22 protein-coding genes and 1 pseudogene are annotated in these 19,708 nt (G+C 54.1%); 19 read left to right on the top strand and 4 right to left on the bottom strand.

Features of this window, described 5'->3' with window-relative positions; all coding sequences use genetic code 11:
- A pseudogene (locus FOB24_RS24260) lies at positions 1–331 on the top strand (ATP-binding protein); the annotation flags it as partial.
- A gap of 681 nt (positions 332–1,012) precedes the next feature.
- On the opposite strand, the gene FOB24_RS04840 reads toward FOB24_RS24260, so the two are convergent.
- A complete protein-coding gene (locus tag FOB24_RS04840) occupies positions 1,013–1,792 on the bottom strand; it encodes an HNH endonuclease (RefSeq protein WP_150344602.1) in 780 nt (259 codons plus the stop codon).
- A gap of 160 nt (positions 1,793–1,952) precedes the next feature.
- Here FOB24_RS04840 and FOB24_RS04835 point away from each other — a divergent pair, with 160 nt between their 5' ends.
- From FOB24_RS04835 to FOB24_RS04800, 8 genes are all read left to right on the top strand, one after another.
- Positions 1,953–2,843, top strand: coding sequence for a hypothetical protein (locus FOB24_RS04835; protein WP_150344601.1), 891 nt, complete (start codon positions 1,953–1,955; stop codon positions 2,841–2,843).
- 138 nt (positions 2,844–2,981) lie between these two features.
- On the top strand, positions 2,982–3,176 hold the full coding sequence (locus FOB24_RS04830; protein ID WP_001561320.1) for a helix-turn-helix transcriptional regulator: 195 nt from the start codon (positions 2,982–2,984) through the stop codon (positions 3,174–3,176).
- A gap of 16 nt (positions 3,177–3,192) precedes the next feature.
- Complete coding sequence (locus tag FOB24_RS04825) at positions 3,193–4,476, top strand: ParB family protein (RefSeq protein ID WP_150344600.1); 1,284 nt, start codon at positions 3,193–3,195, stop codon at positions 4,474–4,476.
- Positions 4,460–5,017 (top strand): DUF2857 domain-containing protein, encoded by a 558-nt coding sequence (locus FOB24_RS04820; protein WP_150344599.1) that lies wholly within the window; start codon positions 4,460–4,462, stop codon positions 5,015–5,017. Before FOB24_RS04825 ends, FOB24_RS04820 begins: the two co-directional genes overlap by 17 nt.
- On the top strand, positions 5,007–5,879 hold the full coding sequence (locus FOB24_RS04815; protein WP_150344598.1) for an STY4528 family pathogenicity island replication protein: 873 nt from the start codon (positions 5,007–5,009) through the stop codon (positions 5,877–5,879). Before FOB24_RS04820 ends, FOB24_RS04815 begins: the two co-directional genes overlap by 11 nt.
- 159 nt (positions 5,880–6,038) lie before the next feature.
- Positions 6,039–6,650 (top strand): PFL_4669 family integrating conjugative element protein, encoded by a 612-nt coding sequence (locus tag FOB24_RS04810; protein WP_150344597.1) that lies wholly within the window; start codon positions 6,039–6,041, stop codon positions 6,648–6,650.
- A complete protein-coding gene (locus FOB24_RS04805) occupies positions 6,640–7,065 on the top strand; it encodes a DUF3158 family protein (protein ID WP_020846020.1) in 426 nt (141 codons plus the stop codon). The genes FOB24_RS04810 and FOB24_RS04805 overlap by 11 nt, the downstream gene beginning before the upstream one ends.
- 191 nt (positions 7,066–7,256) lie before the next feature.
- A complete protein-coding gene (locus tag FOB24_RS04800) occupies positions 7,257–9,083 on the top strand; it encodes a DNA topoisomerase III (protein ID WP_150344596.1) in 1,827 nt (608 codons plus the stop codon).
- A gap of 47 nt (positions 9,084–9,130) precedes the next feature.
- Here the strand turns inward: FOB24_RS04800 and FOB24_RS04795 are convergent, their stop codons facing one another.
- The gene (locus tag FOB24_RS04795; protein ID WP_080340068.1) at positions 9,131–9,601 is read right to left on the bottom strand and encodes an Hsp20 family protein; all 471 of its coding nucleotides are present in this window, start codon (positions 9,599–9,601) and stop codon (positions 9,131–9,133) included.
- A gap of 388 nt (positions 9,602–9,989) precedes the next feature.
- Here FOB24_RS04795 and FOB24_RS04785 point away from each other — a divergent pair, with 388 nt between their 5' ends.
- From FOB24_RS04785 to FOB24_RS04755, 7 genes are all read left to right on the top strand, one after another.
- Positions 9,990–10,433: an STY4534 family ICE replication protein gene (locus tag FOB24_RS04785; protein ID WP_150344595.1), complete on the top strand. Its 444-nt coding sequence runs from the start codon at positions 9,990–9,992 to the stop codon at positions 10,431–10,433.
- Positions 10,434–10,503: 70 nt separating this feature from the next.
- A complete protein-coding gene (locus FOB24_RS04780) occupies positions 10,504–10,887 on the top strand; it encodes a hypothetical protein (protein ID WP_150344594.1) in 384 nt (127 codons plus the stop codon).
- 111 nt (positions 10,888–10,998) lie between these two features.
- Positions 10,999–11,658 carry a PFGI-1 class ICE element type IV pilus protein PilL2 gene (gene pilL2 / locus FOB24_RS04775; RefSeq protein ID WP_150344593.1) on the top strand — a complete coding sequence of 220 codons (660 nt, stop codon included), beginning with the start codon at positions 10,999–11,001 and terminating at the stop codon, positions 11,656–11,658.
- 3 nt (positions 11,659–11,661) lie between these two features.
- Positions 11,662–12,336, top strand: a complete 675-nt coding sequence (locus FOB24_RS04770) for a TIGR03759 family integrating conjugative element protein (protein ID WP_150344592.1) — start codon at positions 11,662–11,664, stop codon at positions 12,334–12,336.
- Positions 12,315–12,833 carry a transglycosylase SLT domain-containing protein gene (locus FOB24_RS04765; protein WP_150344591.1) on the top strand — a complete coding sequence of 173 codons (519 nt, stop codon included), beginning with the start codon at positions 12,315–12,317 and terminating at the stop codon, positions 12,831–12,833. The genes FOB24_RS04770 and FOB24_RS04765 overlap by 22 nt, the downstream gene beginning before the upstream one ends.
- Entirely contained in the window at positions 12,830–14,848 is a 2,019-nt protein-coding gene (traD, locus tag FOB24_RS04760; RefSeq protein ID WP_150344590.1) for a type IV conjugative transfer system coupling protein TraD, read from the top strand. Before FOB24_RS04765 ends, traD begins: the two co-directional genes overlap by 4 nt.
- The gene (locus tag FOB24_RS04755) at positions 14,845–15,477 is read left to right on the top strand and encodes a DUF4400 domain-containing protein (protein ID WP_150344589.1); all 633 of its coding nucleotides are present in this window, start codon (positions 14,845–14,847) and stop codon (positions 15,475–15,477) included. The genes traD and FOB24_RS04755 overlap by 4 nt, the downstream gene beginning before the upstream one ends.
- Before the next feature lie 321 nt (positions 15,478–15,798).
- On the opposite strand, the gene FOB24_RS04750 is transcribed toward FOB24_RS04755, so the two are convergent.
- Together FOB24_RS04750 and FOB24_RS04745 are read right to left on the bottom strand one after the other, a co-directional pair.
- Complete coding sequence (locus tag FOB24_RS04750; RefSeq protein ID WP_150344588.1) at positions 15,799–16,689, bottom strand: HNH endonuclease; 891 nt, start codon at positions 16,687–16,689, stop codon at positions 15,799–15,801.
- Positions 16,686–18,263, bottom strand: a complete 1,578-nt coding sequence (locus FOB24_RS04745; RefSeq protein WP_079951591.1) for an AAA family ATPase — start codon at positions 18,261–18,263, stop codon at positions 16,686–16,688. The genes FOB24_RS04750 and FOB24_RS04745 overlap by 4 nt, the downstream gene beginning before the upstream one ends.
- A 585-nt stretch (positions 18,264–18,848) precedes the next feature.
- Here FOB24_RS04745 and FOB24_RS04740 point away from each other — a divergent pair.
- Genes FOB24_RS04740 through FOB24_RS04730 form a run of 3 tightly spaced genes read left to right on the top strand, consistent with a single transcriptional unit; the run spans position 18,849 to position 19,707 of the window.
- A complete protein-coding gene (locus FOB24_RS04740) occupies positions 18,849–19,157 on the top strand; it encodes an integrative conjugative element protein, RAQPRD family (RefSeq protein ID WP_150344587.1) in 309 nt (102 codons plus the stop codon).
- Positions 19,150–19,383: a TIGR03758 family integrating conjugative element protein gene (locus FOB24_RS04735; RefSeq protein ID WP_150344586.1), complete on the top strand. Its 234-nt coding sequence runs from the start codon at positions 19,150–19,152 to the stop codon at positions 19,381–19,383. Before FOB24_RS04740 ends, FOB24_RS04735 begins: the two co-directional genes overlap by 8 nt.
- A gap of 9 nt (positions 19,384–19,392) precedes the next feature.
- Positions 19,393–19,707 carry a TIGR03745 family integrating conjugative element membrane protein gene (locus FOB24_RS04730; protein ID WP_094888294.1) on the top strand — a complete coding sequence of 105 codons (315 nt, stop codon included), beginning with the start codon at positions 19,393–19,395 and terminating at the stop codon, positions 19,705–19,707.
- Position 19,708 lies beyond the last annotated feature (1 nt).

Raw genomic sequence — 19,708 nt, 5'->3', positions numbered from 1 at the left:
CTGATTGTTTTAGCTGAACAACTGTAGCTGAACTGTCTTATAAGCACCGAACCATTTCTGTCGCAACAGGTTATGGATTAATATGGACTTTCTGGAGCATCTGCTCCATGAGGAAAAACTGCCCCTTCATCAGCGTAACTAGACGATTTATACACGAATAGTAACCTTCCGGATGGTGAAACATTCGAAGAAGATGACGTCACCTTCGCTACCGGTGCACTACAAAAGCAAATCCAGTCACTGCGTCCGCTAAGTTTCATTGTACGAAACGAAAATATCGTGTTCCAAGAACCATCCTAGATGGAAAACACATCCGGCAATAGCAACCGGTACGTGCGAGTATTAGCTATAATAAACTTCGTGTAATCGTTGAGTAGAAGCAGGCTTTCTACCTTGCCAATCGGCTATAGCGTACTGGTTTGCGTTAGTAATTTCTCCCAAAACAATACATGTCACAATGAGGCTGTACGGGTCAAACCAGAACACCGTTGTCGCCGATGTAAAACAAGCTTCTGTTGCTGCTCCAGCATCTGGAAGTATCCACACCAATGAGCCAGCCAAGTTACAGATCGCGCTCAATCTAGTCATAGATTAGACCTGCATAACTAGGATGTTGTCACTTATACGTTATTTTATGTGGTGATGAGTAGTATTTTTTTGGAAGACATAAAGCGAGACAATGACCATTTTTTTACAGGATAGGTCGTAATATATATAAGCTTCTCCCAGCAAACCTACTAGCATCTGAATATATTGATAATCTTCATGGTCTAATTACTGTCTTGAATCATATGACAAGTAAAGCCGAAAAATGGGAGTCCTTATCCTTCAATTTTTAAGGATCCCCCGCCTTGGTAGTTCAAAAATCCACCAACAAAAGCCCTTAAAAACTTAACAATTCATTACAGACGACTAATACTGCCAGACATTCAGCGCCAAGCATGCTTTTAATTTAGCATAAAATGATATTTTTAAATAAAACCAATAGGTTATTGAATATAAAGCCATCTCTTTACCTCAGTAAATTCTCCCGATGCCACTCCAGATAACAATACGATTCAACAGAAAACGCCTTTATTTTCTCCGGCAACAAACACTGCTCTTTAACACTAATATCCATCTCATTGCTAATTAATAAACGCCCATCGTTCTCAAACGAAATCCATCCCTGATCAAATAGAATATCAATATGAGCAGCCAATATAATTCCATTATAAGGATCAAGGCGTTCACTCCCATTCTCGCAGGCAGCCCACGGCTTTATATGGCTGGCACGCAGTAACGGCGCAAAAGTCGTTCCCGTAACAGGGCATGCCGGATACAACATAAGACAATTTTTCCGAAAGGTACCCTGCCCCAGCCGTGCCGCAATCAACTGCTCGCGTACGGTATCTTCAATACTTTTATCCTGCTGAATAATAAGACAGTCACGTTGCGCCTGTTCATCTCCATCAGAAGATATTAACGAAAGAACACGCTGCTCAATCACACTCTCTGAAAGCACACTCAATCGCTGATGCACACGCTGCGCTGAATGAGAAAGCGCAGCAGGAGCGCCCTGCTCGTCAAGCCAGCCGACACGCACATCACTAAGCCAGGAATCAAAACGGTCACGACTATTTTTCAGACTATTGCGAAACTCACTGGCGGTTTTGCCCGCACCGAAACGGGGATAAAACAAGTCATAAGCCTCTTTCCATTTCAGAACACCAAGTCCCACAGGTGGTTGAGATTTACCGTACTTCGACAAATACCACGCCACTTCAAGCAAATCGTCTTCAGTGCTATTCAATGTTACGTCCTGTTTTTCCAGCGTAATTCATCACCAGATTATGTCTGAAAAGATCGTTAACTAAACTGATCAGGTTAGTTGTTTTAGCAAAAAAAACTCACACAGGTTTTCACCATCAACAAACACTACACGCAACCAACAACACAAAAAGGAAAACCCCATGCCCCCACACAAAATCCGCCAGGAGTGGCTGACACTGGATGAGGCCGCAGAAGTCATCCGGCAGCACAACATCACGTTGCTGCCCGCCGACCTGATCCGCCATGCCCTGCACGGCGATCTGCCACTCTCTGTCTACTTCCCCTCCCCCGTACTTCTGAGACCACTCAATCCTCCTTGCCGCTTTGCCTGCCGATTCAGCAAGCCACCCTTTCCACCTTCGCAGTGCAACAAACCCGGCAACCGGAAAGTGATGGCGAACTCTCCACCATGCAGACGCGACCCGACTCTGCAACTGACCACCAGCCATCTGTGGAATTTGCCGTTAATTGGCCTTGAGCGCCTGCTGCTCCACCAGCAACTGGCGAAAACGTTGAATCGTCCTTGCCCCAAAGATACCCACTGCTGCAACCAGATTGGCATTGTGGTCTGCGATGAGAACGACAGCTACTACCAACTCTGTTGCCGCAAATCGTTGCGGGAGCTTTTACTGGAACTGCTCGCCACGCAAAACAACCTTCAGGAAGAGCTACATCTGCTGATTGGCCAGTTATATGGTAATGGTCACAATGACCTGAAATCCCGGCTCAATCTGTCCGTCTGCTACCTGCAGGATACATTGCCTCCTGACGCACTGTTCGTTATCCGTCGTACTCATCTTGAAGCCTTCCTGACCCGCCATCAGCCGGAATCAAAGGAGCGGATCACCTCCGCGCTTTCCCGTTTGCTGTGGCTGGCCTGCAAGCACAACCCACAGCTGGACGATGAAATGCTGGAGCATCCCTACAAACTGCTGAACATTTTCGAATGCTGGGCGCGCGAGGAAGGTATGCACCTGCCGCTGAGCCCCGAGACGCTGAAAACCGCCCTCCAGCGCGGCGCACCGCCGTAACGCGATTAACTAACCATTTCAACTAACAACTCTCACTAACCCAGATAAGGATTTTTACTGCCTGGCAGGGACGCTGCTGCTTTGATAACCACGCCCATCGTGCTGATGTGAACGAATCTGGACACAGGAGGAATGGTTATGAATAGCGACAGATTTTTACGCTTACGCCAGGTGGAAGACAAAATCGGCTTCGGTAAATCGTGGATTTATCGACAAATACAGCTGCAACAGTTTCCGCCATCCATCCGACTCAACAGCCGCCACGTCGCCTGGCTGGAAAGCGAGGTGGATGCCTGGATCCACCAGCGCATCCGGCTTACCCGCGATGTCTGAATGCCGGAGGAAGATTATGTGCGCTTCACACCTGCTCAACCGCTGGCTTCACGGCGTCAGCAATACCGGAGAACAGGAGATGGTCCAGGTCAGCCTAGAGCAAATCCAGCTGTTCTCCCTCAATCCCCGCGTCACCCGCAATCCCGGCTATGACGTACTGAAAGCGTCAATTCTTGCCCGTGGGCTGGATAACCCGCCGGTGTTGACCCGTCGCCCCGGTGATGAAAAATATATGCTCGCCAGCGGCGGGAATACGCGCCTCGCCATCCTCAATGAACTGTGGCAGGAGACGCAGGATGAGCGTTACCACCGCGTCTGCTGGCCGTTAAGACCGTGGCCGGAAACGCTGTCACCGCAGCAGGGCGAAGTACAATGCCTGATCGGCCATCTGGCCGAAAGCGACCTGCATAACGGATTGATGTTTATCGAACGGGCGGAAGGGGTCCTGCACCTGCGCGATCTTTACCTCGAGGCAGGCATTGAATGCCCGACGCAACTGGCGCTGGCGGAACAACTGACCCGCGACGGCTATCCCGTCAGCCAGTCGCAAATCAGCCGGATGTTACAGACCGTCGACTGGCTGCTGCCCTGCATCCCTAACGCGCTATACGGCGGCCTCACCCGTAAGGTTATCGATCGCCTGCTGGCGCTACGCAGCGCGGCGGAACAGGTCTGGGCAAAGCTGATGCCGCTGGAACGCCAGCCGGAATTTGCCGACCTGTTCAGCACCGCCCTCGCCACCTTCAACGGCGAGCCGGAAGCCGTGGTACCGCAACTGGTGCAGGATGAACTGCTCGGTGAGATGAGTTGTCGCAGCGGCATGAGCTGGAATACGTTGCTGGCGGAACTGACTGACGGTCAGAGCAAGCGGCAGGTGCTGCTGGGGCCTCCCGCCGAAAAGGTCCTCTGGCCGCCACCGCCGGAAGCGGAAAAAGCACCACTACCAGAGCCTGAACCGCCAACTGAACCCGCAGCGCCCGGCGAGACAAAGCCCTCGCCGTTGGTGCATACGGCACGGTCACTGTTTGCCAGCTGGGGACTGGACGCCTGTATCCAGCGGGACGACAGTGCTCCGGCCGGTTTCACCCTCGCGCCCTGCCACGATTTTCCCCACCCGGCGGCACAGCGCTGCTATCAGGTGCTGGCGGCCCTGAATGGCGACACCAGTACGCCGATGCCCGCCCTCGAATTGTTGCTGTCGCCGGACTACAACAACGCTCAGATCCAGCAACTGATGCAGCTTATCAGCCTGTGCCGCCAGCGACGGCTGCGGGAGGTGCGCCATGACACCCTCAGTTAACCAGGCAGTACTCACCCACATCGTCCAGGCGCTGAAGGAGGGACAGATCCGCTACTGCGAATCGCTCGGCTTCAGCCCGCAGGAGCTGTGCGAGCTGACGCGGCTTACCGCCGATGACATCCTGTTTCTCAGCAACAGCGCGGTGCAGTTCATCACCCCCCACATTGACCACGAAATGCTGGGCCGGATGCTCGCGAGGATGGAGCAGGAGCGGCTGTTCCAGCAGCGTCTGGAGGAAGCGCTGTCGCTCGGCGCGTCCATCGAGTTCATTAACCACTATTTTGGCCTTTCCACGCCGGAGGTCTGTGCCCGGCGGCGGCTGATTGGCCTGTTTGTCCGCCAGGGGCGCAACAATGCCCCGGATGAGCAGGTGGAGACGCTGGTGTGGAACGAGTGGCAGAAGACGGGCGTGAAAAAGCTCGACTCACCCGAAGCGCTGACCGCCATGATGGCAATGGCCCGCGAACACGATCTGTCGCTGACGGTCATCTGGAACCTGCTGCGCCAGTGGACTCAGGAGAAGCTGCTGCATGAAGAGTGACGATCGGCTGCTGTTTCTCGGCAACCCGCAGCAGAGCGTGCCGAAGCGCCTGCTGCTGGCGCGCAACCTCTCCCCGCGCGACAAGTTCGCGTGGCAACTGCTGCGCCTGCATGCCCGCGACGACGGCAGCGGCGTCTTCCCCTCCTACAACGAACTGCAGGGCTGGCTCTCTGACCAGCCTGAAGGCGAGAAGGCCTCGCGCAGTACCGTCAGCAATGCGCTGATGATGCTGCGGATCACCCGCTGGCTGAGCCTGTGCCAGCGGCTGCGCGACGAGCAAAGCGGCAGGATCACCGGCAACCTCTACGCCCTGCATGATGCGCCACTGACTCATGCCAATGCCTGTCGGATGGACAGTGAATATCTGTCGCTGCTCACCGCTTGTTCCCGCCACCGCAACCGACGCATCCGAAACATCGCTATCGGGCTGCTGCTCACCCTGCAACAACCTGTGGACGGTGGACGAACCTGCACTGAGTCTCCATTGAAGACCGCCCCTGGTCTTAATCGAGGACTCAGTAAAAAATGCCCGAGTCTTCAATTAAGACTCAGTGATGTGGCGGGGGCTGGCGGGCAGCCGGAGCCGCATTGCGTACATACTGGTACAGATTTAAACAATAAACATCAAAAGCGTACGCAACTGCTGCACTGGCCTGTGGATAATCCCTTCAGCGCCAGCGAGCGCCGCGCCGCAGAACGCGCGATGCGCAATCTGGATCCCGCTCTCTGCCAACAGGTGCTGGACGACTTCCAGTGGCGGATCGCCGCCCACGATATCCACCGCCCCCTCGCCTATCTGCTGGCAACGCTGGAGAAAGCCAGACGGGGCGAGTTCAATCAGCTTCGGCGCAGGCGCAGATAGCCCTGATTTTATGCGCACCGCATAAAGCCGGTGTGCCAGCTATCAATCAAACCTCATTCATCGGCGAAATTAACTTTCTGTGAACCAGATGGGTTTCCCGTCGCCAGACTCATTGCGCGGACCGACACTGCGGGCATCTGAACCCATGGAGAATTTCCGATGCCTGGCACAACCCTGTTCAGCGATATCCGCATCACCCTGCACACCCGCGTCGCCGCCCGGCTATGGCAGGCGCATCCCACCGGTATGCTGCTCTGTCTGGCGTTACTCAGGCGTCTGCTGCGCGCCGAGGAGGCCGACGATCCGTGGGCCGCCCACTGGCTGAAGCAACTGCGCATCCGCCTGAGCCTGATCGCACACCTGCTGAAGCAAAAAAACCGTCGGCTGGACCAGGCCTTCGCCAGCCTGCCGGGCGCTATTCATACCACGCAGGTCAGTAACCCGTCCCCGACCGAATTCATCCTGCCGCTGGCGCTGTTCTCACCGCCCGGTTCGCGCCTGCTACAACAGTTGATTGATTACGATCTGCTGGTCCGCCGAACCCTGCTCGCCTGGCACCTCGGCCTTATCACCCAGGCGGAGAAGCGCGATTTCATTGCCACCATCCCACGCCTGATGCTCCAGGTGTTCAGCTTCGTGAACCGCTTTCGCACCACCGGCGTGACCCGCGCCGATGTGCGGGCGAACAGTCCGCTGGCGCAGATGATGGCGCATAAGCTCGGGAATTTGCCCAAAAAGATGCTTGCGGAGATCCAGCGTGATGATCGGTGAAGACGACGAAGAAAGCTCCGCCCGCAAAAGCTCGCTAAAGGGCCTTTTAAAGGCCTTTAAGGGTAAGGGAGAGCTGCGAGCGCTGGTGCGGGAATTACAGACGCTGCGCATGCAGTTGCAACTACGCCAGCCGATGCTGAAACAGGCTGTGTATGAACTGCCGGGGCGTAATGTACCGCTGATCCTGTGCAGCAACCCGGCACGCTCCGGCGTCAGCTATCTGCGCTGGCGAAATCTGGACAACAACCGTTCGGGGAGCGTGGCGTTGCAGGAGGCCATTCAACAGCCGGACGCGAGCGATGAACTGCGCGATGCGCTGATGGCGCTCGAATGGCGGCGACAGGTGCTGAATACGCAGCTTTCAGTGGTGATGTTTATGCTGCGGCGGATACGGCCGTTAGCCACGCTGGTTTAAAATTTTGCGCAAAGTTAAACCCTGAGTGTCACTTTAGCGTTTTTTTTACACTCACCTCATGCACCTAAAAACAGGCACTATCCGCTTAATGCACGTTTTAAGGTGCAATTTTTACCTTCGCCCTCCAGTTTCCCCTGTCGCCTTATCCCTCCGGCACACCATGCTGAACTCCCTTTTACCGGAGACAGCCCATGCAACTTTACCTGTGCGAAAAACCCTCTCAGGCGCGTGATATCGCCCGCGTGCTTGACGCCCGCAACCGCAGTGACGGTTACCTGCATAACGCCACCGTGACCATCACCTGGTGCTTCGGCCATCTCCTGAGCATGGCCGCGCCGGAGGATTACGATCCCACACTGAAACACTGGCGGACGGAACACCTGCCGTTTATTCCCCCAGCATGGCGGCTGATGATCCGCCCGGAGGCGCACAAGCAGTTCCGTATCATCGAAAAGCTGCTGAAACAGGCGGATGCAGTGGTGATCGCCACCGACGCCGATCGCGAAGGCGAAACCATCGCCCGTGAAATTCTGGAAAAATGCCGCTGGCGCGGTCCGGTCCAGCGGCTGTGGCTGTCGGCGCTGGATGAGGCCAGTATCCACAAGGCGCTCGCTGCGCTGCGACCCGGTGAAAGCACTTTCCCGCTGTACCAGGCCGGACTGGCGCGCGCCCGCGCCGACTGGCTGGTCGGCATCAACATGACCCGCGCCTGCACGCTAATGAACCGACGGCACAAAGGCGTGCTCTCCGTGGGCCGGGTGCAGACGCCGACCTTACGCCTGGTGGTGGAACGCGACCGGGAGATCTCCCGCTTCACGCCCCGCCCCTGGTGGCGGGTAGATGCCCGATTGCATACAGGCGGCAATTCCTTTCTGGCACAGTGGCAGCCCGATGGAGCTTACTGCGATGACGAAGGGCGCTGTATCCGCGAATCCGCCGCCCGCGAGGCCACTGCGCGCCTGCAACAGGACGGAACCGCGCTGGTACTGGATGTGACCACCCGGCGGGAGAAAACGCCGCCACCGCTGGCCTTCACCCTCAGCGCCCTGCAGCAGGTCTGCTCAAAACAGTGGGGTATGGGCGCGCAGGAAGTACTGGATATCGCCCAGCGCCTGTATGAAACCCATAAGGCCACCACCTACCCGCGCACCGACTGTGGCTGGTTGCCACTCTCCATGCACGCTGAAGCACCACAGGTTCTGGCGGCGCTGGTCGCCAGCAACGCCTCACTCCAGCCCCTCGCCACGCAACTGAATCTGCAACAACGCTCACGACTGTGGGACGACAGCAAAATCACCGCCCACCACGGCATCATCCCGACCCGTAAAACGGTAGATCTGACGCAGATGAACGACAGCGAGCGCAAGGTCTACGGCCTGGTGCGCAGACATTTTCTGGCGCAGTTTCTACCGGACCATGAGGCGGATAAAACAGAGTTGCGCCTGAACTGCGCCGGGGAAACGCTGGTTGCCCGTGGCTCAGTGGTGATTGTCAGCGGCTGGCGACAACTGTTTTTACGCGAGATGGCAACGCACTCACCGGAAGAAACGCAAGCACTTCCCGCTCTGCAACAGGGACAGACCTGCGAGGTGGAACAGGTGGACGTTCGCGCCCGCCAGACCCAACCGCCGGAGCACTACACGGAAGGGACGCTGGTTGCCGCGATGAAAAATGCCGCACGCTTTGTCAGCGATGAACGCCTGAAGCAGCGGCTGAAAGAGAACGCCGGTATTGGCACTGAAGCCACCCGCGCCGGGATTATCCAGACACTGCTTAAGCGCGGTTATCTGATTAAGCAGCGCCGCTTTCTGCTGGCAACGAATACGGCCAGCGCGCTGATTGACGCCCTGCCGGAAACGCTGAAAGATCCAGGCACCACTGCGCTATGGGAGCAGATGCTGGATGACATCGCGACGGGGAAAATGGGGCTGGAGGCGTTCCTGGTGCAGCAGCAAGAGGCCGTCACAGCGCTCACGGCTAAAATAGTTAGAGTCCAGAAAAGCGCCCCATCAGGTTAGCAAAACGCCCGGCGTTTGCCGGGCGTGAAAACAACGACACTCAACGATTACGGCTTGTGTTCAATCGCCGGGTTATTGTTGATAGCGATGCGCTGTGGTTTCTCTTCTTCCGGGATATCCTGGTGTAATTCAATCGCCAGCAAGCCGTTTTCCAGCGAAGCGCCGGTCACTTTCACATGCTCCGGCAGACTATAGCTGGCCCGGAAGTCGCTGCGGCTGATACCCCGATGGATCCAGCCTTCTTCGCCGTTTTCGGTTTTCTCCTCTTCACGTTTACCGCTGATGTTCAGCTGACCGCCGACGGTTTCAATTTCCAGTTCACTCTCTTTCCAGCCCGGTACGCTGAGCGTCAGTTCATAGCGGTTATCGCCCAGCCGCCGGATATTGTAAGAAGGCGTGGAGGGCAACGGCGTACTGCCGGTTAGCTGGCTAAAGAGGCGATCGATACGGTTAAAACGGTCCGCAAAAAGAGAGTCGGAGAGATCGTGCAACATGGGAAAAGTTCTGAGAGTCATCATGTACCTCCTGAACAGTAAAAAAGAATATTCAAAAAGTTCATGTCTTATGGGCAGGTGTCCCTTACCCGCTTTCTATATGAGGTTACTGAACAATATTTCAACTCACCGAAGCGCAGTTTTGTGATGTAAATCACACATTATGCGCCCAGCCTGTCACGGAAATTATTCAGCCACCGATAACAAATCTCGCTGTTCTCTCACCCCGAAAGCTGTTGCTGTTAATGCCGTTATCACCAAAGTCCGCCATGCATTCCTGAAACGCGGAGGCGCACAGCGCGGAATGCCCGTACTGCCAGTAACTCAGAGGCCTTGCAGCCCATGAGCCAAACCCGAAGCGGGGCACCCCCGCGCATGGGGCCTCCGCACCTTTCAACACGGAGATACCACCATGAACGATACCCACTACTTCAACCTGTACACCAGCGGTCTGGGCTACCTCAACCGGATCCGGGAAGTGACCCCGAAAAAAGGCGAACCGTTCCTGTGTTGCGACATTGCCGCACTACGGGGCGAAGCCAGCAACGCGGAACACACCTGGTTCGACTGCCGCGTCAGCGGCAAGGAAGCGCAGAAACTGGTGCGCCGCTGTATCGACGCCTGTGAGCAGAAGCGCAAGGTACTGATCCAGTTCCGCCTCGGCGATCTGTATGCCGACACCTTTGTCTACAGCAAAGGCGACCGTAAAGGCGAAACCGGCGTCAGCCTGAAAGCCCATCTATTGCACATCGGGCTCATCAAAATTGACGGTGAAGAAGTTTACCGGGCAGAACGCGAAGCAGAATCCCAGCCAGCGCCAGCCACACCGCCAGCAGAGCCTGTACCGCAGTTCTGACACACAGCATTCACCCTGCCGGGGAAATTCCCCGTCGGGGCGTTTCCCCGGACTTTTACCGGAGAGACGCATGATGAATACCGTATTTAACTCACGTGAAGAAGCCCTTGACCGGGGCAAACTGATTAACCTTGATGACGAGGCGCTGGACGCTGGCTTGCCGCTGGATCTGGCCATAACTCTTTCGGCCCACAAGCACTGTCTTGAAGACCGGAATGACAACGCCATCAGGGACTTGCTGAAAGGTGTTGAAATGGCAGCGGTAGTGGCCTTTATCTCCCACCAACCGCCGCAGCGCACCATTCGTATTGATTACCGCTCGGTGCTGCCGCAAAAAACTAACGGCAGCACGCAGCAGCAAACCGTCAGGCTGACGCTACGCGTTCATTTTTCTGAGCAGGGCATCCCCATCGCCGCCACGCTGGGGCTGATGGGGGAAAGATTCCCTTACTGATCTGATTTTGCGCCCGGAACCGGGCGCTATTTTTTGACGCCGCAAACAGTTGTCGATAGTCCCCAGCCCTCTCATCCAGCACGCTCCTGTCAAAGCTCTGTGGAGGATACGATGAAACGACTGCTGACAGCTCTGCTCCTGTTTATTTTCAACGGCGTGGCCACCGCCTCCCCTGCCACGCCAGAAGTCGTCCGCTACGACCGCTATCTGCTGGTCAACACGTCACCGCAACAGCCACTTCTGGAGCAGCTTACCACCCTGTCCGTTCCGCCAGGTTTTCACCCGATGGTAGGGGAAGCGTTGCAATACCTGCTGCGCGACAGCGGCTGGTCCTTGTGTCTCGCCGATGCGCGCCGGGCACAGCTTTATGGGCTCCCGTTACCGCTGAGCCAGTACAACACCGGCCCGCTGCGCCTGAAGGCCGCTCTGCAACTGCTGGCAGGCCCGGCATGGCGGGTGACCACCGACAAAAACCGCCGTGAAGTCTGTTTCGCCAGCGACCATTCCCTCCCCCCGACGGTGGCTTACCGTCATCCCGTGTCCCTCCACCCTTTGGGGCCGTTAACGGCCCCGTTTTTTCTCGCCGGGACCATACAGCGGGGTGATATCCGCCTGGCGGTTGTCGTGCCGCCGGAAGCCGTTTACCTCCATCAGGTGGTGTGGCTACGTAAGGGAGAGCAGTGGCGCGACTGGCGGCTGGAGCGGTTTGATGAGCGCCGGGCTGTGTTCCGTCACGGCAAACGTCAGTTGACGCTGAAGATGCCGGAGTAAGCGATGAAACACCTGGTTCTTCTGTTACTGTTCACCGCCAGCGCGTGGGCGCAACCGCTTCAGGTGCAGACCAGCCAGAACGCGGACTCTGCTCTCAGACCGCTGACCACGCAACAGCAGGCCACCGTCTGGGGCGTCACGCCAGAGGAGTGGCAGCGCTATCTCACACTGAAACAGCAGGCGCGCGGCGTCTGGTCGCCGGGGCTCGATCCGCTGACCACGCTGGGCGTCGAAGCCGACACTGACCACGAACGTCAGCGCTTCGCCGAACTGCTGGTCAGGCAGGAGTACCAGCGGCTGGAGAAGGAACTCGCCTTCCAGCGCGCGTATGACGCCGCCTGGCAGCTCCTGTATCCGGGACTAACGCCGCTGAAAACCACCTCCGTCAGCACTTCCCGCGTTTCGTTGTTCGTTAAAGATGACTGCCCGCCCTGCGACAGCCTGCTGCGTACCCTGCTGGCGCAACAGCGCCCGCTGGATATCTGGCTGATCAACAGCGAAGGCGATGATAACCGGGTGCGCCGCTGGGCGATAGCGCATGGCATTGACGCAAAACTGGTGAGTGAACACAGCATCACGCTTAACCACGACGCGGGCCGCTGGCTTCTTTTGGGGCAGAGCAAAATCCCGGTGGCGCTGGAGCGTAAGGGGGAGCAATGGCGCGAGGTCCTGCCCTGATCCTGCTGCTGCCCTGCCTGGCGCTGGCGCAGCCTCTGCCAGAGGCTTATCTGCGCGCCGCGGAGCATTACCGCGTACCGCCGGAGCTGCTGTGGGCCGTCACACAGACCGAAAGCGGGGCGAACCTGAGTGGCAAACATCGCCCGTGGCCGTGGACGCTCAATATCGCCGGGACCGGCTACCGCTATGCCAGCCAGGAGCAGGCCTGCCAAGCGCTGCTGGCCGCCATCCGCCGCACCAGCCCGAAGCGCATTGACGTGGGACTCGGGCAAATCAATATCGGCTGGCATCGGGCGCATTTTGCTTCTCCCTGCGACGCCCTGCATCCCTGGCGTAACCTGTCGCTCACCGCACAGTTGCTGAGAGAACGCTACGATGAACGTCCCGGAAGCTGGCTCAATGCTGCCGCCCGTTATCATCGTCCCGCTGGCGGCGCGCCAGCCGCACGCTACCGCAAACTGGTCAGCCGCCACTTTCAACAGGAAGCCCCGCCATGAGCCGCTACGTGCTGGAGGCGCTGCTGCGCCCACCCGTGGAGTTTTACAGCACCGTCACCGCCAGTTGTGGCTCATTAGTCTGCCTGACGCAGGCACCGTGGTTGATGCTCACACCGTTGCAGGCCCAACTGATGGCCTGTGCTCTGATGCTGCTGGCCCTGCGACGCGGCTGGCAGGGCTGGCAAATCGTGCGCTACCACCATAACCTGCTGCGCCTGCCGCGCTACGTGCTGACCAGCAGGAAAATCCCGGTCAGCCGCCAGCGACTGTTTCTCGGCAAAGGGTTCCGCTGGCTACCCATCCATACCCAGCGTCTGTACGACTGCCTGCAACCGGAAGCCGCACGCTGGCTGAGCCCCGGATGGTGTTACCGTCTGGCAAGGCACATCGAAAAACGCGGTGAACATGCTCTTCCCCATCTTACCCGCCTGCTCAGCGCCGATCGCTGGCTGAATCCGGTGCGCCCGCTGCCGCCCGTCGGCGGCAATCCGTGGCTGCATGGGGTGGAGCTGAGAGAAAGCGAGGTTACCCTGCCACTCAGTGAACGCCCCGGCCATACGCTGGTGCTCGGCACCACCCGCGTCGGCAAAACCCGGCTGGCGGAACTGCTTGCCACTCAGGATATCCGCCGTGGCGAGGTGGTGATCGTTTTCGATCCGAAAGGCGACGCGGATCTGCTGAAGCGTCTGTGGACAGAAGCGCAGCGCGCCGGACGCGGAGACCGCTTTATCCTGTTCCATCTGGCATACCCGGAAATCTCCGCCCGCTACAACGCCATTGGACGCTTTGGCCGTATTTCGGAAGTGGCGTCGCGCCTCACCGGACAGCTTTCCGGCGAAGGCAACTCAGCGGCCTTTCGCGAGTTCGCCTGGCGCTTTGTGAATATCATCGCCCGCGCTCTGGTGGCGCTCGGCCAGCGCCCGGACTACCAGCTGATTTCCCGCCACGTCGTCAATATCGACGCCCTGTTTATCGACTATGCCCGCATCGTACTGCCACGCCACAACGCGCGGGCGTGGGAAGTGGTGGTGCAACTGGCGGAACAGCTTAATGACCGGAATATGCCGCGCCATATGCTGGGCCGCGATCCTCACGTAGTGGCGCTAGAGCAGTACCTCAACGCGGAGAAATTTTACGATCCGATCCTCGATGGCCTGCTCTCAGCGGTGCGCTATGACAAAACCTACTTCGACAAGATCGTCGCTTCGCTGCTGCCGCTGCTGGAAAAACTAACCACTGGCACGCTGGCCGCCCTGCTCGCCCCGGACTATCACGATCTGGATGACACACGTCAGATCCTCGACTGGCAGCAGGCGATCCGCCAGAAAGCAGTGGTCTATGTCGGACTGGACGCGCTTTCCGATGCGGTGGTCGCTGCCGCCGTCGGCAACTCGATGTTTGCTGACCTGGTGAGCGTCGCCGGGCATCTGTATAAATTTGGCCTCAATGAAGGACTACCCACCAGCAGTGAAAAACCGCCGCCCATCAACCTGCACTGCGATGAGTTTAACGAACTAATGGGTGACGAATTTATCCCGCTGGTCAACAAGGGCGGCGGCGCAGGTATTCAAGTCACTGCTTATACCCAGACACTGAGCGACATTCAGGCCCGCATCGGCAGCGCGCCCAAGGCAGGCCAGGTGGTGGGCAACTTCAACAACCTGATTATGCTGCGGGTACGCGAAACCGCCACCGCAGAGCTACTGACGAAGCAACTGCCGCAGGTGGAAGTGCGCAGCCGCCAGGTTAGCTCCGGCGTCACCGACACACCGGGCGGCATCAACAGCTTTACCAGCAACACCCGTGAACAGGTGACCACCAGTAATGTACCGCTGATTGATACCGCCGCGCTGATCCAGCTTCCCAAAGGCCAGGCCTTTGCTCTGCTCGAAGGCGGTCAGTTATGGAAAATACGCCTGCCGCTGCCCGTGGCGGATAAACACTGCCCGCTACCGGAGTCCGTCGCGCAACTGGCGGCGTGGATGCAGGCGCGCCACCAGGGGCAGTCGGAATGAATGAGCAGCGTCCACCTCCTTCACGCCCGCCACAAGGACCGGTTGGTTGGCTATTGTCACTGGCTGGACGGATTATTGGGCTGGTTATTGGCGCGCTGGTGTTGCGGGTGGTGCTGGAACTGGCGGGGCTCTATTTCTGGTGGCCGCAGGAGGGGAGCAGGCATGTTTTTCAGGTGATGAGGCTGGAGAAAACTGAACTGGTTCTTGCGTTACAGTCGCACCCTCTGGGAAATGAAATTCTGGTGCTGCTGGAGAAAGGGGCAACTCGCATGCTTATGGCCAACAGGCTCCTGCAGAAACCGTTCATCGCCCTGGCCTATACGCTGGTGAGTTTTATGCAGCGCCTTGTATGGCTTGCCGCCATTCTCCCCCTGCTCTGCCTGTATGCGGTAATAGGGCTGACGGAGGGACTGGTGCAGCGGGATTTAAGACGGTTTGGCTCCGGGCTGGAATCCGTTTTTCTCCACCGCTACATCATCAGGTCCGGCAGTTCAGTCGCCACCACGCTGTGGGTGGTTTATCTGGCACAGCCGCTGTTTCTGCCCGCAATGCTGATTTTACTGCCTATCAACTTATGGTTCGGGATAACGGTATGGATGGTGGCTGGTAGCTTTAAGCGCTGGTTATAAACCGCTTAATACTAACTTTCCCATTTTCAACTACAGAGTCTAATTTTATCGATTTGCTGAGAGACGATCTTTTCCACCAACAGGAATCGCTGTAAATCTATCGACTGAATCAGTTCAAATCTTAGCTAAGCTGACACGCTGTTTCGTGCTAGATAGCGGATATTGCAAACGTCCCTCTTGGGGCGAGTCACTTTGCCAATGACCTGCCCCAAGAATTGGTTAGCACATTACTGCCAGATTTTGTAAAAAACAGTCCTCTTCATATTAAACGAATACGCTCACTTCCAATAAGCGGCTGAACTTTCCATCTTTCATCAAGCTCTAGATTCCGCTGAAAAACTCTGCCGAGTTTGCCAAACACTGATACATAACTCTTTTCCAGTAATTGGGGAAATCATTCAAATCTATAATTGGTTTCAGATTTGCTTCAATAAATGCCGACCGTAGTTGCTGAGAAGTGACGGTTGGACTAATTTTCCTTATAACTTTTACAAAAGAGTTTCTTTGAGTAATCACTTCACTCAAGTGTTTTCCCGCCTCCAAACGATACCTGTTAGCAATATTTAAAAGCGTGAAATGGTGAAGAGCTCTGCTTTTGTCTTCCTGCCGCCAGGTTACAGGACATTCAACATAAAAACTGATAGCATCAGGGGTTCCGGAAACAAAATTTGCAAACACCCATTGCTCACGAAAAAAAATATCCTTGTCGATATAAGGATGAATCGCTTGGTGTTCTTCATCCACAGAGAAAACTTGACCTTTCTCTCCCATATTACAGTCGCGGCACGACGGAACGAGATTAATAGGCATCACTGAAAATTCAGGATAATGCGCAACAGGAAGAAAATGATCGATGTTTTTTGTTTGCCCTATATCACCACAAAATGGACATTTTTCGCCTGATGAAACAAGCATATCATCGTAATATGCTCTAGCTGGTTTATTTTTATCTCGGAGGTTATTCTCATAAAGATTTTCTAATTTAACCTTTGTCAAGTTACCGACTACTAAGGTTGTAGGTGTAAGAGGATGTGTTCTAGCGTAGGTAAATAACTGACCTGCCGAGCTTAATGCCCTATATTGCTGTTCTTTAATCAAAAAATGGGGGAAGTGAGCAATAAAATTATTTCTAACATTAATCTGCTTCATTCCTTCAGAACACTTATTAAGCATTTCACTATAAGTTCTCTCTGGAAGAGATAGTTTTTTCATTGTACTTTACCTTCATCCCTATTCATTATCATCGCTTTTAAAACAATTCGGCCCTCTAATCCTATCTGTCCATTATAATTTTCTAGAATGGCCTCATAAGAAAGCCCTGAATTAACGGACTGTGATAATAAATGGTGGTATCCAGAGTTTGTCACTTCAAGTAAAAACACTTCACGGGTTAAAACACCTAAGTTCTCACCGAATGTTTCAATATCCGGACGGATAATATTCATAGCTTCTCTTGATCGCAGAACTTTCCACACACAGGACTTTGGAACCTCTTGCAGTACTACTGGGGAATGAGTTGCAATTATTGCTACACCATTGCGTGCATCGAGTAAGTCGCTTAACGTTCGTAAAAAAGCGGAGAGCAAAGGTGGATGTAGATGAACCTCTGGTTCATCAAATAAAACTAATGACTTTTCACCAACAACATCTACTAATCTTGTGATAGTAAATAAAACAATTGCATGCCCAGAACTCATTCGCAGTAGATATTTCTGAATATTTTTATAAAGCAATTCAGTGAATTCATAATTGTCTACTTGAATCTGTGATTCATTACGTCTTAACTCTTCATATTTAGAAATAAGACTAATGAGTTCCATATTTGAAAAATTTTCATCGCTACTTAGTTTTTTTATAGCTTCAAGCCAGAGTTGTCTCTTTCTATCTGCTCTCATGCAACCAACAAATGCTGATACAAATTCTAAACGAAGGTCATCTAGTGATTTCAAACTATTATTGGCAGCATTCTTAAGCCCAATATAAAAGTATTGTGTACCTTTTGCAGGATCCGGTTGTTCTTTAGGAGGAGTAAAAGGATCAAATGCGCTAAACGAAACCGAAATAAGCGAACGGAAATATCCTTTTGGGATTCGTGATTCAATGAGCCTATTATTTTCTGAAAAAAAATACTCATGACTTTCTGGGTTGATGATTGCACCAATCATCCCATTCAAAATTGTTGTTTTACCACATCCATTCCGCCCAATAAAAGCATGAATGTTCGTGCTAGGCATAGAATTAACCGCAACCTCAAAAGGTATTGTTAACTCACTAAATCCGGAAGTACTTTTTCTGTTGAATGAAAAGTGGAAATCTGATAATTCCGGCAAACCATTTAACACACGTGCGAACTGCCCATGAATTTCTGAAAGAGTAACCCCTCTAAGTAATGATGTATTGAGGACACTTTCATTTTCAATATCAGCTAATCTATTTGGACGTACTACTAAATCCTGCATAGCCTTAAGAAGGCCATATTTAAAATCATCACTTAATTTGCTGAGATTAACATAATAGTCAATACTTTCACCCAAAGAAAAAAATGTTTCAGGGAGTTGACTGAAGTTCTTATCTATTAGTGAATAAGTACTTACTTCTTCTTTCTGCCCTACAAAACCAATTTTAACATTTCCAATGTCACGTTTTTCACCATATTCATCAAAGACAGTAAGATAAAACATTGTAACAAAAGAATAATCATTCCAGTTATCTGCACGCAGGAAGGCTTTATTGGTTTCCGTAGCAGGCATATACCCGCCTCTTTCAATAACCCTAAACTCTAACATATAGTAATCCTTAATTTTATAAAAATAACCAAATTTTGTTTGGCGGCAATACAGAATCTTTCATCTAAGTTACGCCCTATTACATGCGTTTTCCATCTAAAAATCTTTAGTATTGAACTTAACAGGTCATCACATTATAGTTTTCACATATTTAACACTTCTTTTTGGGCAATCCACTGTTTTATGCATGTTTTTCTAGTGCGCTGTTATACCAATAATATACTCTCTTAATACATTTTATAGTGTCGCCGAACGATTCGCTCTTCAAGCCCCTAAAGAACACGCCAAGGACTATTTAAGTGATTGTTGGATAGCCACGGCCTTCGTAGCCATTTTTTATAAGTACCAACTTCCACTCTTCGCTCATAGTAGATAGCCAAGTTCGATCGTTTATTGACACAGAACACGGCCGGATGAAGCCTGAACCTATACACATCATGGGTATATTTCCCCATCTTCAGGATCGGCGTTGAGGCACTTGGCCACTTCTAAAAACTTTTACTTGATACAAACAATTCCTCGCTGATTCTCCATCAAAACCCTTTCTATGATCCTACCCTTAATACGCTTCAGGAAAATACTGCCATGCGACATAGTCCATTATTTCTGTTACTGATTTTTTCCATATGGTCACTGGCCTATGCCTCCCCGGAATCCACCCATCTCGCCCTCGCGCTGAAGCAACTCGACGGCGTAAAAACCTCGCTGGAACGCGCCCAGACCAGCGCCAGCACCGATCCACAGTCGCGCTACTTCTTCGACTACTCACAGGCGCAGCAGGACCTCTCCACCGTTGAACAGGGCATTCGCCGCTACCTTACCCCGGCAAGAGCGCAGCCACGCGCCGTCCAGCCCCTGAGCACCAGCTACCAGCGGGAGAACCCTGATGACTGACTCGCAACTTACCGCTTTCCAGGCCGCCAGTCTGACTAAGCCGGAGACCGTCAGCCTACTAGTGCTTGGTCTGTTTACCAGCGCCCTGCTGCTGTGGTGCGCCTGGACGCTGCTGGTCGCCTGGCAGGGCGTCTGCCGCCAGCGCCTGAGCTGGCAGAGTTTTGGCGCGGTGGCGGCACGTTCACTTTTACTGGTGCTGGTCAGCTTCTGGCTGGTACTGAGCTAAGGAGATTCCATGCGCTGGCTACTGCTGTTACTCACCGCATTCAATGCCTTCGCCGATCTGCCGACAATGGAAGATCCGTCGCGCGGTCAGGGCAAAGGCATTATGGAGACGTTGCAGAACTACGGTTTTGACATCGTAGTGCTGCTGGCGCTGGCAATCTGTGCCGTCGGATTTCTGGTAGTGGCGAATAACTGTATTGCCACCTACTCGGAGATCCAGAGCGGGCGCAAGCAGTGGAAAGATCTGGGCTCGATGGCGGGCGTCGGCAGCATTCTTCTCGTGGTCATCATCTGGCTGCTCAACCAGGCTTCGGATGTCCTGTAAT

It is taken from the genome of Citrobacter werkmanii (assembly GCF_008693645.1).
Lineage (GTDB): Bacteria > Pseudomonadota > Gammaproteobacteria > Enterobacterales > Enterobacteriaceae > Citrobacter > Citrobacter werkmanii.
The sequence above is the reverse complement of the archived record's forward strand: the minus strand, read 5'-3'. Positions and strand labels throughout refer to the sequence as shown.